At 66.3% G+C, this 14685-nt stretch carries 17 protein-coding genes and 1 tRNA gene; 7 read left to right on the top strand and 11 right to left on the bottom strand.

Going from position 1 to position 14685, the window contains the following annotated elements; genetic code table 11:
• The first annotated feature begins 49 nt into the window (after positions 1-49).
• On the top strand, positions 50-946 hold the full coding sequence (locus A9D14_RS00280) for a CHAD domain-containing protein (protein WP_066841971.1): 897 nt from the start codon (positions 50-52) through the stop codon (positions 944-946).
• Between the two features lie 3 nt (positions 947-949).
• Positions 950-1405, top strand: coding sequence for a CYTH domain-containing protein (locus tag A9D14_RS00275; RefSeq protein WP_066841969.1), 456 nt, complete (start codon positions 950-952; stop codon positions 1403-1405).
• Positions 1406-1589: 184 nt separating this feature from the next.
• On the opposite strand, the gene A9D14_RS00270 is transcribed toward A9D14_RS00275, so the two are convergent.
• The 5 genes from A9D14_RS00270 to A9D14_RS00250 all read right to left on the bottom strand — a co-directional run bounded on the left by A9D14_RS00270 (position 1590) and on the right by A9D14_RS00250 (position 6217).
• Positions 1590-2141: a c-type cytochrome gene (locus A9D14_RS00270; RefSeq protein ID WP_066841967.1), complete on the bottom strand. Its 552-nt coding sequence runs from the start codon at positions 2139-2141 to the stop codon at positions 1590-1592.
• Positions 2141-2632 (bottom strand): DUF6692 family protein, encoded by a 492-nt coding sequence (locus A9D14_RS00265; RefSeq protein ID WP_066841965.1) that lies wholly within the window; start codon positions 2630-2632, stop codon positions 2141-2143. The genes A9D14_RS00270 and A9D14_RS00265 overlap by 1 nt, the downstream gene beginning before the upstream one ends.
• Complete coding sequence (locus A9D14_RS00260; RefSeq protein WP_415877340.1) at positions 2629-3156, bottom strand: DUF305 domain-containing protein; 528 nt, start codon at positions 3154-3156, stop codon at positions 2629-2631. Before A9D14_RS00260 ends, A9D14_RS00265 begins: the two co-directional genes overlap by 4 nt.
• Before the next feature lie 65 nt (positions 3157-3221).
• Positions 3222-4436 carry a copper resistance protein B gene (locus A9D14_RS00255; RefSeq protein WP_066841963.1) on the bottom strand — a complete coding sequence of 405 codons (1215 nt, stop codon included), beginning with the start codon at positions 4434-4436 and terminating at the stop codon, positions 3222-3224.
• Entirely contained in the window at positions 4436-6217 is a 1782-nt protein-coding gene (locus A9D14_RS00250) for a copper resistance system multicopper oxidase (protein WP_066841962.1), read from the bottom strand. The genes A9D14_RS00255 and A9D14_RS00250 overlap by 1 nt, the downstream gene beginning before the upstream one ends.
• A 60-nt stretch (positions 6218-6277) precedes the next feature.
• Between A9D14_RS00250 and A9D14_RS00245 the strand changes: the two genes are divergently transcribed.
• Positions 6278-6556: a metal-sensitive transcriptional regulator gene (locus A9D14_RS00245; protein ID WP_066841959.1), complete on the top strand. Its 279-nt coding sequence runs from the start codon at positions 6278-6280 to the stop codon at positions 6554-6556.
• A gap of 338 nt (positions 6557-6894) precedes the next feature.
• Here the strand turns inward: A9D14_RS00245 and A9D14_RS00235 are convergent, their stop codons facing one another.
• Complete coding sequence (locus tag A9D14_RS00235; RefSeq protein ID WP_066847772.1) at positions 6895-8184, bottom strand: O-acetylhomoserine aminocarboxypropyltransferase; 1290 nt, start codon at positions 8182-8184, stop codon at positions 6895-6897.
• Positions 8185-8315: 131 nt separating this feature from the next.
• Positions 8316-8389 (bottom strand) — tRNA-Gln (locus A9D14_RS00230).
• Between the two features lie 232 nt (positions 8390-8621).
• Here A9D14_RS00230 and A9D14_RS00225 point away from each other — a divergent pair.
• The gene (locus A9D14_RS00225) at positions 8622-9926 is read left to right on the top strand and encodes a Ppx/GppA phosphatase family protein (RefSeq protein WP_066841955.1); all 1305 of its coding nucleotides are present in this window, start codon (positions 8622-8624) and stop codon (positions 9924-9926) included.
• 9 nt (positions 9927-9935) lie between these two features.
• Positions 9936-10613 carry an RlmE family RNA methyltransferase gene (locus A9D14_RS00220; protein ID WP_066841953.1) on the top strand — a complete coding sequence of 226 codons (678 nt, stop codon included), beginning with the start codon at positions 9936-9938 and terminating at the stop codon, positions 10611-10613.
• Here the strand turns inward: A9D14_RS00220 and A9D14_RS00215 are convergent.
• Positions 10610-10792: a DUF1328 domain-containing protein gene (locus A9D14_RS00215; RefSeq protein WP_066841951.1), complete on the bottom strand. Its 183-nt coding sequence runs from the start codon at positions 10790-10792 to the stop codon at positions 10610-10612. The two genes, A9D14_RS00220 and A9D14_RS00215, sit on opposite strands and share 4 nt — an antisense overlap.
• Positions 10793-10903: 111 nt before the next feature.
• Positions 10904-11431 (bottom strand): DUF421 domain-containing protein, encoded by a 528-nt coding sequence (locus A9D14_RS00210; protein WP_232468636.1) that lies wholly within the window; start codon positions 11429-11431, stop codon positions 10904-10906.
• Between the two features lie 252 nt (positions 11432-11683).
• Here A9D14_RS00210 and A9D14_RS00205 point away from each other — a divergent pair, with 252 nt between their 5' ends.
• On the top strand, positions 11684-12709 hold the full coding sequence (locus A9D14_RS00205; RefSeq protein ID WP_066841948.1) for an NAD(P)H-dependent flavin oxidoreductase: 1026 nt from the start codon (positions 11684-11686) through the stop codon (positions 12707-12709).
• A gap of 105 nt (positions 12710-12814) precedes the next feature.
• Positions 12815-13729 carry a dienelactone hydrolase family protein gene (locus A9D14_RS00200; protein WP_083987448.1) on the top strand — a complete coding sequence of 305 codons (915 nt, stop codon included), beginning with the start codon at positions 12815-12817 and terminating at the stop codon, positions 13727-13729.
• Between the two features lie 209 nt (positions 13730-13938).
• Here the strand turns inward: A9D14_RS00200 and A9D14_RS19225 are convergent, their stop codons facing one another.
• Positions 13939-14196, bottom strand: a complete 258-nt coding sequence (locus A9D14_RS19225; RefSeq protein WP_157668082.1) for a hypothetical protein — start codon at positions 14194-14196, stop codon at positions 13939-13941.
• Positions 14197-14361: 165 nt separating this feature from the next.
• Positions 14362-14622 carry a hypothetical protein gene (locus A9D14_RS00195; protein WP_066841947.1) on the bottom strand — a complete coding sequence of 87 codons (261 nt, stop codon included), beginning with the start codon at positions 14620-14622 and terminating at the stop codon, positions 14362-14364.
• Positions 14623-14685 lie beyond the last annotated feature (63 nt).

Here is a 14685-nt window from a genome sequence, read left to right as displayed (position 1 = left end):
GCGGTCACGGCGCTTGGCAAGACCCGGCCTTACGGCGTAGCGTCGCGCGATGGCTTACCGTTTGAAACACAAGGACAGCTCCGTCGGCGATGCCGTGCGGCGGATCGCGGACGAACAGATCGGCAAGGCGCTCGCCTCGATCGAGGGGACCGACCGGGCCGGGGCGGTGCACGACGTGCGCAAGCGCTGCAAGAAACTGCGCGGGCTGATCCGCCTCGTTCGCCCGGCCTTCGGCGGCTACAAGGACGAGAATGCGGCGTTCCGCGAGATTGCCGGCATGATCTCGGGCGCGCGCGACGCCAAGGTGATGCAGGATACCTATGACCTGCTGATGAAGGATTATGCCGGGCAGGTCGACCGATCGTCGCTTGGCCCGATCCGCCGCCGCTTCACCATGGACCGCAAGGCGCGGATCGAGGATGGCGGCGTCGAGGACCACCTTGCCGAAGCGCGCACCCGTCTGGAGGCCGCGCGGGAGCGGGCCAGGGGCTGGAAACTGGACGAGGACGGCTGGGACGCGGTCGCGGGCGGGCTGGAAAAGACCTATGGCCGCGCGCTGAAGGCATCCGAAAACGCGCGCAAATGCCCGGATGGCGAGAATTTCCACGAATTGCGCAAGCGCGTGAAATACCACTGGTATCACTGCCGCCTGCTGGAAAAGCTGTGGCCCGACATGATGGCCACCCGCCAGGCGGCGGCGAAGCAATTGTCCGACATCCTCGGCGATCACCACGACCTCGACGTGTTCGCGCAGACCCTGGGCGGCCAGCCCGATGCGTTTGGCAGCAGCGCCGATGTCGAGGTCGCCATCGGCCTTGCCCGCGCGCGGCAGGAACGGCTGGAGGATCAGGCATGGCCGATCCTCGACCGCATGCTGGCGCAGGAGCCCGAGGTGCTGGGCGAGCATTTCGAAGCGCTGTGGACCGTCTGGCGCAAGCACGGCTGACCCATGGGGACCGAGACCGAGCGCAAGTTCCGCGTCACCGGCGATGGCTGGCGCGCGCACGCGGACAAGGGCAGGCACATCAGGCAGGCCTATCTGGCGATCGACGACGAACGGCAGGTGCGCGTCCGCATCGTCGATGGCGCATCCGCCACACTGACCATCAAGACCGGCGGCGCGGCGCTGTCGCGGGGCGAATTCGAATATGACATTCCGGCAGGCGACGCCGAGGCGCTGATCGCATGCTGCATCGGCCAGCCGATCGAAAAGACCCGCTACCGCGTTCCTGCGGGCGGCGGACTGACCTGGGAAATCGACCGGTTCGAGGATCGCCGCGACGGGCTGGTCATCGCCGAGATCGAGCTGGACGGTGAAACCGCCGACTTCGACCGCCCCGACTGGCTGGGCGAGGAAATCACCGGCGATCCCGCCTTCTACAACGCCAGCCTTGCGCGCGGCTAGCGATCAATCCTGCGCGCGGCTAGCGATCAGTCCTGCGCGCAGCTAGCGATCCGTCCTCATGGGCATTGTCCCTCGATCGTTGGCGAAATCGCGCCCGATCACAGGGAGTGCGGCCCACGGCCATATCGGGGAAAACGGCGAGACGAACCCCGTCGGCCCGCCCGCGCCCGCCTTCCCTGCGCGCCTAGTGGCTGTGCCCCTCGCCCGGGGCGTGGTGATGCCCGCCTTCCCCCCCGGCTCCATAGGCACCGTAGCGATCCGCCGACATGCCGGGCATCGCCTTGACGAAGGCGGCGATGTTCCACACCACCTCGTCATCGTGGGTGGGGCCGAATGCGGGCATGCCGCTCATCTTCACGCCGTGCTTGACCAGCCAGAACACTTCGGACGCGCTCAAATGCTCGGCCGAGGCAGCCAGCGCGGGCGGCCTTGGCATCATGCCTTGCGCAAATCCGGCACGCTCCTTGCCGATGCCGCCGTGGCATTGGGCGCACATCGCCTTGTATTCCCCCGCACCGGCCTGGACCATCGCGGGCGTCAGTTCGGGCGCGGCAATCGCGCTGGCCTGCCGCGAGACGGAATTCTCGAAAGTCGTCTCGAACGCCCAGGCGGCGATCGGGTCGTGGCGATCGGTCGCGGCGACATTATAAGCGCCGCTCAGGATCACGCCCAGAGCGATGACCAGCGCCAGCACGACCGCCGCCGCGAAACCGGCGATGAAGGAATTCCAGCGCATCACACGCCTCCTTCGGCAAGGCACTGACGATAGCCGCGATAGCCGAGCTCGTCCTCCGCTCCGGGGAGAATGACGATCATCTCCTCCAGGGGCAGCCCGGCGTCGCCCTCGCCCTCCACCGGCCTGAGAAGGACTTCCAGCCCTCCCTCGGAGTAGGCACGCGGTCCGGTCGCGGGCATGGTGATCAGTCTGCCGTTCAGCTTGATCGTCGCCCGTTCACCCGGCTCGTACGCCAGCGAGGGGAACGCGACCTCGGTCAGCACGATGCGGCAATCGCCTGCCGCCTCGCCCAGCGCGGCGATGTCGGCATCGGTCATCGTCTCGACCGAAATCGCCTCGGTCGCGATGCCGTCCAGCGCCTCGGCAGCGGATGCACGCTCGGACGGTGCGGGCGCGGCAGCGACCTGCGCCTCGCGGTCGGCGCCGGGCGACGTATTCTCGTTGCAGGCCGCCAGCGCCAGCGGCAGCAGGAAAATCGCGGCATATCTCATTGCGCTGCCTCCTGCGGCATGCGCCTGGTCACGCGCACGCCGTTCTCCTCGATGTCGGCGATGAGATATTTCATCTCGGCGATCTCGCGCCGCTGGGCGACGATGATGTTCTTGGCCAGTTCGCGCACGCGCGGGTCGCGGATATGCGCGCGCTCGCTGGTCATGATGGCGATGGAATGATGCGGGATCATCGCCTTCATGTATTCGGTGTCGGTGACGGTCGACTGGCTGCGCACCAGCCACAGGCCCAGCGCGAAGACCAAAGCCGCCACGCCCAGGATGATGATGTTCTTCGTCGTGCTCTTGTACATGCCCCACATGAACAGCAACATCACGACCATCATCGCCGCGCCCATCACGAAGGCCATCCAGAAGCGCGTCTCGCTCCAGAACACATGGTCGACGTTATAGGTGTTGAGATACATCAGGACGAACATCACCACCGTCGAGGTGCCGATCATCGCCATGAACTTGGGATAGGGATTGCCGCCGTGCTGGTGGTGCCCTGTGCCGCCTTCGGCCATCGTGCGTTCTCCTGTGCCTGTCTTGATCTAACGTGCTGGGCCGAACAGGTTCCCGGCCCGGAGTTTCAGAACCAGGCGCGCAAACCGATCAGCGCCGCCAGCGCATCGCTGTCCTCGCCGTCCTCGCGCGCGTAATCCGCCGTCTGCCCCAGCTTCGCCGAATAGCCGACGCCGATATAGGGCGCGAATTCGCGCCTGATCTCATATCGCAGACGCAGCCCGACCTCGACCGACGACACGCCCGATCCGACCCCGATCTCGGGAATGTCCTGCGCCGCCAGGGAAATTTCCGCGCGCGGCTGCAGGATCAGGCGCTGGGTGATGCGCTGGTCGTATTCCCCCTCTACCCGCGCGGTCAGGTCGCCCCGGTCCGACAGGAATGCGGCGGCGTCCAGCTCGAACATATAGGGCGCCAGACCCTGCACGCCCAGCACAGCGTGGCCTCGGCTGTCCGGCTCGATGTCATATCGCACGCCCGCCTGCAGGTCGAACCAGGGGCCGATCGCGTGGCTCCACAAGGCCTGCACCTCGGCATCCTCGACGGCGCCGCCGAACGCGCCCTCGCCCTCGGTCTTGATCCACAGCTTGTCGATGTCGCCGCCGGTCCAGCCCTGCGCGTCCCACAAATAGGCGTCCTCGCCCTTGCCGACGCGCGCCTCCAGCCGTTCCAGCATCAGCATGCTGCCGCTGAAATCGCCGTTCTCGCTTGCCAGCTGTTCGCGCGCGGGCAGCATCGCATCGCTGCCATAGATGACGTCGGCGGCATGGGCCGGCCCCTCGAACGCGCGGGGCGGAGGCCCCGACGCGGGCAGCGCGGGCGCACCCTCCATCGCCGAATGATCCATCATGGAATGATCCATGCCGGAATGGTCTATCGGCTGGTCCGCCATGGCGCCGTGACCGGAATGATCCATCGTGCCGTGGTCCATGGCGCCGTGATCCATTGCGCCGTGATCCGTTGCGCCGTAATCCATGGTGCTATGGTCCATGGCGCCGGGGTCCATGGTGCCGTGATCCATGCCGCTATGGTCCATTGCGCCGTGGTGCATGGCTTCCTGCCCCATAGCGCCATGACCCATAGCGCCGTGATCCATGGTACCGTGGTCCATCGACCCATGATCCATCGCGCCATGGTCCGCGCCGTCGTCCTGCTCCTGCGCGTCCTGCTCGTGCGCGTCCTGCTCCCGCGGTTCGGCGGAGTCCTGCGCGTGGCCCGAATGGTCCTGCGCCGCAGCGGGCGCGGATGCCAGGGCGGCTGCCGCCAGTATCAGCGTCCGCATCACGCGCCCTCCGCCACGGGGAAGGGGCGCACGGTGACGACCTGCATCATCCCGGCGTGCATGTGATACAGCAGATGGCAGTGAAACGCCCAGTCGCCCGGCTCGTTGGCGGTGAGGTCGAAGGTCGCCTTTCCGCCCGGCTGCACGATCAGCGTGTGCTTCAGCGGCTGGTGCGCCTCGTCCGCCCCATTGACCAGTTCGAAGAAATGGCCATGCAGATGGATCGGGTGCGCCATCATCGTGTTGTTGACCAGCGTCACGCGCACCCTCTCGTCGAAGCCGAAGCGGATCGGATCGTCGCTGACGGCAGAGAATTTCTGCCCGTCGAACGACCACATGTAACGCTCCATGTTTCCGGTCAGGTGGATCTCGAGGCTGCGTTCGGGCGCGCGCACCGGGTTCGGCGCCCTGGCGACAAGGTCGGTATAGCGCAGCACCCGGTGCGAAACCTTGTCGAGGCCCAGGCCGGGAAAATCCATCCGGTCGACCGGCATGGGCGCGACCATGTCGACCCCGACCCCGTTGGCCGACGGCGGCAGCTGCGACATGTCGCGCATGGAATGATCCATCGCGGCAACGTCCATCGCGTCTCCATCCATACCGGCCCCATCCATCGAGCCGCCATGCGCCGAGTGATCCATCCCGGCATGCGCGCCGCCCGCCATGCTGGCCATCCCCATGTCGTCCATGGTCAGCGTCACAGGATCGCGCAGCGCCGGTACCAGCGCACGCTCGCCCGGGGTAGAGGTCAGCGTGGCGATGCCCATGCCCGACCGGTCCATCGCCTCGGCGACGATGGTGTGGGCGCCGGCGCGCGGTTCGATCACCAAATCGTATGTTTCCGCGACGCCGATCTGCAGCTCGTCCACGGTCACGTCGCGCACGTCCTGACCGTCGGCCTGGATCACCGTCAGCGGCACGCCGGGAATGCGGAAATTGAAGAAGGTCATCGCGCTGCCGTTGATGATGCGCAGCCTGATCCGCTCGCCCGGCGTGAACAGGAATTGCAGATCGTCCATCGGCGCATGGCCATTGACCAGGAAGGAATAGGTCGACCCCGTCACGTCCGAGATATCGCGCGGATCCATCCGCATGCGGCCCCAGTCGATACGGTCGGCCACCGGCATGTCGCCCTGGGTCGCGGTCTGCTTGTTGAAGTTGAAATAGCCTTCCGCCACCTTCAGATTGCGCATCACCTGATGCGGGTGCAGCGGGGTGAACTCGCTCAGCAGCAGCACGATCTCGCGGTCGTAGCGCGCGCCGCTCTCATCCGCCGGATCGACGATCAGCGGGCCGTAATGCCCCTGCTGCTCCTGAAGGCCGGAATGGCTGTGCCACCAGTATGTGCCCGCCTGGCGCACCGGAATCTCGTAGGTGAAGGTCTCGCCCGCGCGGATGCCCGGAAAGCTGACGCCGGGCACGCCATCGAACTGGAACGGCACCAGCAGCCCGTGCCAGTGGACCGAGGTGTCCTCCTCAAGCGTGTTGGTGACATGCAGCCGCACGGTGCGCCCCTGGCGCAGGCGGATCAGCGGGCCGGGGACGGTGCCGTTGACGGTGACCGCATGGCCGGACCGGCCGCCCGCCGCGAAATGGCTGTTCGCCACCGTCAGGCGAATGTCGTCGCCGTCCAGCGTGCCAAAACCTTTCGACGCCCCACCCGCACCGGCTCTTGCCATGCTGCCCGTGGCCCAGATGGGCATGGGCAGCGATGCAGCGGACGCAAGCGCCGCCGATCCGGCAATGAACCCGCGGCGGGAAAGGATGGACGAATCTGCCATGTCTTGTTTTCTCCTGCCGTGCAGATATATACCCCCCCAGGGTATAGCAAGAGGGCTTCCATGACCTGCGACACCAATATCGACGCCAAGGTGAAGCGCCTCAACCGCATCGCGGGACAGGTGCGCGGCATCGGCAAGATGATCGAGGAAGGCCGCTATTGCATGGACATCCTCACCCAGATGCAGGCGGTGAAATCCGCCCTCGCCAAGGTTGAGAGCGAAGTGCTCAAGGACCATGCCGCCAGCTGCGTCGCCGAGGCCATCGCCTCGGGCGACGAGGGGCAGCAGCGCGCCAAGTTCAACGAGCTGGTCGAGCTTATGGAACGCCAGCGCCGCTGATCGCGCGCGGTCGGTCGCCGCCCGGCGCGCTATTTGCGGGGTCCCGGAAGATCGCCGGCGCCAATGCGCCCACAATGATGATGCGCGCGACTTCTTCAGCGGCCGTATCGCAGATGAAGATCACGGGCGATCCGTTCGGTTGGCCCGCGCCGAACGGGCGACCCATCCTGCTCGAAGACATGGCCGATGGGGCTGGCCGTCTCGATCGGCGATCCGGCCGACTTGTGGACCGACCGGATCTGCACGATCTCGCCACCCGCGCGATACCGCCCCGACGTTCCTCGCGGCGAAGCGCACCGCCAAGCCCGGTCCGCACTTGCGCCCCGCCGCAGCCGCGATCAGATGCCTTTGAGCCCTTCCTCCAGGTCGGCGATGATGTCGCCAACATGCTCGATCCCCACCGAGATCCGAACGACATCGGGCCCCGCGCCCGCCGCGATCAGCTCCTCGCCCTCAAGCTGGCTGTGCGTGGTCGATGCCGGGTGGATGATCAGCGAGCGCGTGTCGCCGATATTGGCAAGATGGCTGAACAGCTTGAGGCTGGAGACCAGCTTGACGCCCGCCTCGAACCCGCCCTTGACGCCAAAGGTGAACACCGCCCCGCCCTTGCCGCCCAGATATTTGTCGGCCAGCGGCTTGTAGCGATTGCCCTCGAGCCCGGCATAGGACACCCATTCGATCTTCTGGTGCCGCTCGAGCCACTGGGCGACCGCCAGCGCATTGGCGCAGTGCCGCTCCATCCGCAGCGCCAGCGTTTCCATGCCGGTCAGCGCCAGCCATGCGTTCTGCGGCGCCAGCGCCGGCCCAAGATCGCGCAGGCCCAGCACGCGGCAGGCGATGATGAAGGCGACCGGCCCCACCGGTTCCAGCGCATCGACCAGCACCGCGCCATGATAGGACCCGTTCGGCTGCGTCAGGCTGGGGAACTTGCCGGCTTGCGCCTTCCAGTCGAACCTGCCCGAATCGACGATCACCCCGCCCACCGCATTGCCGTGGCCGTTCAGGAACTTGGTGGTCGAATGGGTGACGATATCCGCGCCGTGCTCGAACGGGCGGCACAGCATCGGGGTCGCCATGGTGTTGTCGACGATCAGCGGCACGCCGCCGTCATGCGCGATGTCGGCGATGGCCGCGATGTCGGTAACGACGCCGCCCGGATTGGCCAGGCTTTCGATGAAGACGCAGCGGGTCTTGTCGTCCATCGCCGCGCGCACGTTCTCCGGCTCGTCGACATCGACGAAGCGGGTTTCCCAGCCGAACTTGCGAAATGCCTCGCCCATCTGGTTGAGCGATCCGCCATACAGCCTGCGCGCTGCGACGATGTTGCAGCCCGGCTCCATCAGCGTGTGGAATGCGACAAGCTGCGCCGCATGCCCGCTCGCCACGCCCAGCGCGCCGACACCGCCTTCCAGCGCGGCGATCTTGCCTTCCAGCGCATCATTGGTGGGGTTCATGATGCGCGAATAGATGTTCCCGAACTGCTTCAACGCGAACAGGTCGGCGGCATGCTCGGCGCTGTCGAAGACATAGCTTGCCGTCTGATAGATCGGCGTGATCCGCGCATTGGTCGTGGGATCGGGCTCGCACCCGGCATGCACGGTCATCGTTTCGAGTCTATGGTCGGCCATCGGGTTCCCCATCCGCTATGTTCTGAGTGATGGACGGCGCTTACCACGCAGCCGCAAGCCGATCCATCGTCCAGACGCGCCGAACGGCTGCGAATGACGACTGGCGCGGGCAGGGGTCTGGTAGGGGGAGATGGATGCCCCGCGAGGATTCGAACCTCGATTGACGGAGTCAGAGTCCGTAGTCTTACCATTAGACGACGGGGCATCACGCTGGGTGAGGGGCGCGCCATTAGCGCGGGGCGGGGCGCGGGTCAACCGGCTTTCTGGTCTGCGCCCCGGCGGTGACGGGATGGAGGTGCCCGACCGCCGAACGATCCGGCGCGCCATGCTCTCGCCCCAGCGCGCTTGCCAGCGTGCATCGCGGCCGTTAGCATCACCGGCAGGTCCCCCGCGCCACAGGTCCGGCGCGGTCGATGTGAATTTGGAAAGTTGAAAACATGGCGGAATCGCTTCCGCCGGCATCGCATGACGGGGATCGGCGCTCATCGCGCGGTCGTCGCCGTGCTCACGCCGATCCGGACAGAGAGGCCCGCAAGGGCAGATCGGGTCCCGCTGCCGGCGTAAAGAACTCGGATGGCAGGCCGGCTGGCCGCGCTCCATCCCGCAAGAACGGCAAACACCCACCCGAAAGGCGTTCCGGTGACGACGGCGCTACGGCGCCGCGGCGCCCCGACGGCCATCCCGACAAGCCTGCCCCCCCCTCGACCGCATCGCGGCAGGCGTATGCAGCGATCGACCTCGGCACCAACAACTGCCGCCTGCTGATCGCCCGCGCGCAGGGGGAGAACTTCATGGTGATCGACGCGTTCAGCCGCGTCGTGCGCCTTGGCGAGGGGCTGGCCCAAAGCGGCCGCCTGTCGGACGAGGCGATGGAGCGGGCGCTGGGCGCCCTGAAGGTCTGCTCGCAGAAACTGCGGCGCCGCAACGTCCACCTCGCGCGCAGCGTCGCGACCGAGGCGTGCCGACGCGCGTCCAACGGGCAGGATTTCATCGACCGCGTGCGCGAGGAAACCGGCATCGTGCTCGACGTCATCAGCGCTCAGGAAGAGGCGCGGCTGGCGGTGCTGGGCTGCCATGTGCTGCTGGAACGCGGCGAAGGCCCCGCGATGATCTTCGACATCGGCGGCGGATCGACCGAGCTGGTGCTGATCGAGACCGGCGATGTCGTTCCCCGCATCCTCGACTGGCAATCGGTGCCCTGGGGCGTCGTCTCGCTGACCGAGAGTTTCCCCGCACAGGAGGGCGAGGACGATGCGCAGCGCCTTGCCCGCTACCGCGACATGCGGCGCAAGGTGGCGGACAGCTTTCGCCAGTTCTCGCGCCGGCTGGAACCCTTCCGCACCATCCCCCGGCAAGAGGACGAGAACGGCCCCCGCCTGCTGGGCACCAGCGGCACGGTCACCACCCTGGCCAGCGTGCATCTGGGGCTTGAACAATACGACCGGCAGGCGGTCGACGGGCTGATCGTTCCGGCGCAGGCGATGCGCGGGATCGCCAGCGATCTGTCGACCATGGATTTCGGCCAGCGCGCCGAACTGCCCTGCATCGGCCACGACCGCGCCGAGCTGGTGGTGGCGGGCTGCGCGATACTGGAAACGATCCTGGACCTGTGGCCCGCGACGCGGCTGGGCGTGGCCGACCGCGGCATCCGCGAGGGGATCCTGCGATCGCTGATGGGCGGCACCCACGCGCATTCGGGTTCGCTGGCACGCCCCCTATCGCCGCGCGAACAACCGCTCTAGGGCCGGGCGATGAGCAGATCGGGAAGCGACCGTCAGAAGCTGAAAAGCAACAAGAAGCGCACCGCCAGCAGCGCACGCTGGCTGGCGCGGCAATTGAACGACCCCTATGTCGCCAAGGCCAAGGCCGAGGGATACCGCAGCCGCGCCGCGTTCAAGCTGGCCGAACTGGACGAGAAATTCGGCCTGCTGAAGGGCACGCGCGCCGTCGTCGACCTGGGCATCGCGCCGGGCGGCTGGGCGCAGCTGGTGGCGAAGAAAAGTCCGCAGGCAAAAATCGTCGGCATCGACCTGCTGGAAGTCGATCCGATTCCGGGCGTCACGATCTTCCAGATGGATTTCATGGACGACAAGGCGCCGGACGCGCTGATGGACGCGCTGGGCGAAGCGCCCGACCTGGTGCTGTCCGACATGGCGGCGAACACGGTGGGCCACAAGCAGACCGACCATCTGCGCACCATGGGCCTGGTCGAGGCCGCCGCCGATTTCGCGATCCGCACCCTGGCCGAAGGCGGCACCTTCGTCGCCAAGGTGTTTGCTGGCGGCACCGATACCGCGCTGCTCAGCATCCTGAAAAAGCACTTCGCCACGGTCAAGCACGCCAAGCCGCCCGCCAGCCGCAAGGACAGCAGCGAATGGTACGTCATCGCCAGCGGCTGCAAGGGCGCGCCGGAGGACCGGGTGATCTAGAGCTTGCGGTCGACCGCCTTCGCCGCCTTCCAGCCCATGAAGAAGAACACCGCCGTCGCCACCAGGGCGATCAGGAAGATGATCAGCGCGATATTGGCCAGCGTACCGGCGACGCCGCTAAAGCCGAAGATGGCCGCGACCAGCGCGACGATGGCGAACAGGAAGGCCCAGCCGTACATGATGTTTCTCCGCATTGGATCGAGAGTGTCTGCCTGTCCAATGGGCCGCCACGCGCATCGTTCCCGATACGCCGCGATCCGGGCCCCAGTCAGGTCTCCTGGTCAGGCCACCTAGTCCGGTCCACGCGCAACTCCCTTCAGCAGCGATTCGTTCAGATGGTCGCCGTGCAGGACCGAGATGTCGCCGGTCGTTTCCAGCACGACCGCGCGCACTTCGGAAAAATCCATCACATTCGCCTCGCGCAGCTTGGCGACAAGGTCGTTGCGGCTGACGCGGGTGGCCTTCAGCGCCTCTTCGCAATATTCGCCGTTGCGCATCAGAACCAGCGGCGTGTTGCTGATCGCGGCCTCCACCTTGTCCGACGACTTGCGCAGGCGCGCGGCGGTCCATTGCACCGCGAACAGCGACACCATCGCGGCCAGCCCCTGCAGAAACGGCAGGATATTCTCGGACTGCGAGGCCGAGGCGATCAGCGAGCCCATCGCGATGGTCATCACGAAATCGAAATTGGTCATCTTCGAAAAGCTGCGCAGCCCCAGTATGCGCACCAGCAGCACGACCCACATCAGCGCGAACGCGCCCAGCACCAACCCGCGCAGCACCGCCGCGCCCAGATCCTCGCCGAATAGCATGTCCATGCCGCGCCCCCTTTCGATTGGAACGGGCCGGTCGATGACGGCCCCTGCCCACCCTACGCAGCCCGCCGGTCGTCGTTCCCGTCCCCCCTTGGGCCCGTATCCTTGGGCCCGTTCCCCTGGGCCCGTTCACCTGCCCCCCAGTGGCCCCGGCTCACAGCCCCCTGCCCACAGAACTGCCTGCCCGCTCTTGCCGTGATCGCGCCCGCTGCCTAAAGCCCCGCAACGCCATCTTACCCAGGACGCATCGACGACATGACCAGCCACCCCAAGACCCACGCGCTGATGGCGCGCGGCGCCGAATTCCTCGGCAGCGAACACGCGATCATGTGCGGCGCGATGAGCTGGGTGTCCGAACGCAACCTGGTATCCGCCATTTCGAACGCGGGCGGCTTCGGCGTGATCGCCTGCGGAGCGATGACGCCCGAGCTGCTGGATGCCGAGATCGCGGCCACCCGGAGCATGACCGACAAGCCCTTCGGCGTGAACCTCATCACCATGCACCCGCAGATCATGGACCTGATCGATGTTTGCGCGAAGCACGCGGTGACGCATGTCGTGCTGGCGGGCGGCCTGCCCCCCAAGGGCAGCGTCGAGGCGATCAAGGCCGGAAATTCACGGAACGGCGGCGCCAAGGTCATCTGCTTCGCCCCCACGCTGGCGCTGGCGAAGAAGCTGCTGCGTTCGGGCGCCGACGCCATGGTGATCGAGGGGATGGAGGCAGGCGGCCATATCGGCCCCGTCTCGACCAGCGTGCTGGCGCAGGAATTCCTGCCCGAACTGTCCGCCGACCATCTGGTGTTCGTCGCAGGCGGCATCGGGCGGGGCGAGGCGATCGCGGGCTATCTGGAAATGGGCGCAGTCGGCGTGCAGCTGGGCACGCGTTTCGCCGCGGCGACCGAAAGCATCGCGCATCCCGATTTCAAGAAGGCGTTCTTCCGCGCCGGTGCGCGCGACGCGGTCGCCAGCGTGCAGGTCGATGCGCGCCTGCCGGTGATCCCGGTCCGCGCGCTGAAGAACAAGGGCACCGAGGCGTTCACCACCAAGCAGCGCGAAGTCGCAGGCCTCCTCGACGGCGAAGGCATCGCCATGTCCGAAGCCCAATTGCAGATCGAGCATTACTGGGCGGGCGCCTTGCGCCGCGCGGTGATCGACGGCGACATCGAGAATGGCTCGCTGATGGCGGGCCAGTCGGTCGGCATGGTGAAAAAGGAAGAACCCGTCGCCGACATCATCGCCAGCCTGCTGGACGAAAGCGAAGCCGCGCTGACACGGCGCTGAAAACAACCGAAGCCCTGCCCATCGGGGCACTTGCGAAACAGCGGTTGTTTCCGGCCCATCTGCGCCTATCCTCGCACCCCGACGGGACGTGTGAGGAGAATGCCGATGTGCGACCAACGCCAGCTTGCCGAAATGGCGAAGAACAAGGGCGCGATGAACTCCGGCGCGATGAATGCTGGCGCGATGAACCGGCGCAGCTTTGGCGCCATGGGCGGCGCGGCGCTGCTGGCGGGCTGCGCGGCGGCGACCGAGGGGGCGGGCGCGCAGGATGCCGCCGCGACCGGTTCGGGCGTGGTGCGCTCGCAGGTGTCGATCCCGACCGCCGCCGGAACCGCCGACGCGACCTTCTATCACCCCGCGCAGGGCACGCATCCCGGCATCATCATGTGGCCCGACATCGCGGGCGTGCGCCCCGCCTCGCAGCAGATGGCCGAAAGGCTGGCGGGCGAAGGCTATGCGGTGCTGCACCCCAATCCATACTACCGCTCGGTCAGCGGCCAGCAATTCGCCGATTTCGCCGCCTTCATGAACCTGGAGGGTTTCTCGAAGGTCGGTCCCTGGCGCGAACAGAACACGCCGGACGCGGTGATGCAGGACGCCAGGGCCTATGTCGCCTGGCTCGACGCGCAGGAGGCGGTGGACACCGCGCGCGGCATCGGCGCGAACGGGCATTGCATGACCGGTTCGTGGACCTTCTACGCCGCCGCCGCCGTGCCCGGCCGGGTCAGGGCCGCCGCATCGATGCATGGCGGCGGGCTGGTCACCGATTCCCCGCAGAGCCCGCACCGCATGATGCAGCCGGGCACCTCCTACCTCGCCGCTATCTCGCAGGACGACGACGCCAAGCAGCCCGAAGCCAAGCAGGCCCTGCGCGAAGCCGCTGCCGCGATCGGCGCGCCGATCGAGGTGATCGTCTATCCCGCCGACCACGGCTGGACCGTGCTCGACAGCCCCGCCTATGACCAGGCAGAGGCGGAGAAGGCTTGGGCGCAGATGCTGGCATTATACGCGGGGCTGTAGGGGGGCAGACCGCTTTCGCCGCCGTTTGTCACATACGTCATTCCCGCGCAGGCGGGGATCCAAAGCGCATTACCGCCATGCCTCGCCGGATTCCCGCTTTCGCGGGAATGACCGACGCGGGGTTTGGCGACGTCCGCTTATGACGCGACGGCTGGTCAGCTGGATTGACGGGAATGTCGTGGTTAGCGGACATTCCCAGATTGGCGCAATCACCAGCCCAGTCGGTTCTGAATTCCCCTTAGACTCGCAGCGGCTGTCGCACCAATTGCCGAGCCGACGACACTGACACCAAACAAAATGGTGTACAGGTTCCATGGCCCTCCACCTGTGGTGAACAGCACGATGCAAGGAAGCAACGCTGCCGCCACGATAACTTTCAATCGCATTTGGGATAGAAAGGCATGGACAAGACTGCTGACGAGAAATGTGGCCCCGAAGGAGGCGAAAATAAAGAAACCTACACCCATAAGACCCCCGCTCACGACTTAACCGCTGGCAGCCATTGAGCGGCCTATTTCAATGCATTGACTAAAGCTAGGCTTAACGTCCGCTAGGTTGTCGCTTGCTGCCAGACAGCTTTTGGCGGCCCTCGGAGTGCCGTTGATGGCGAGTTCGGGGTGGGAAACGGACATTCACAGGGCCGGACTTGTCTGAACCCAGATTGTCGGAACACCTCGCTCACGTGCCCACTCTGTCGCTGTGGCGAGTGCCGCCTCCAGAGTAACATCGCTCTCTGCTGAGGAGGCGTAAAACACGCCCTCTCCCGACGCCCTGAAACCGTAGCCGGAGCCAAAGAAGCGACCATCATCGCTTGCTTCAACGATAAGCCACGCATCCTCGTCAGCTACTTCTGGCATTTGCTCATCGGGCTGCAAATAGATGTATTTGACCATCGTGAAGCTTTTCTCACGTTTTCGCAGATGACCGCAATCGGGTCGTAACCGGAAAGTCCGCTC

The organism is Croceicoccus marinus (assembly GCF_001661675.2).
GTDB lineage: Bacteria > Pseudomonadota > Alphaproteobacteria > Sphingomonadales > Sphingomonadaceae > Croceicoccus > Croceicoccus marinus.
The sequence above is the reverse complement of the archived record's forward strand: the minus strand, read 5'-3'. Positions and strand labels throughout refer to the sequence as shown.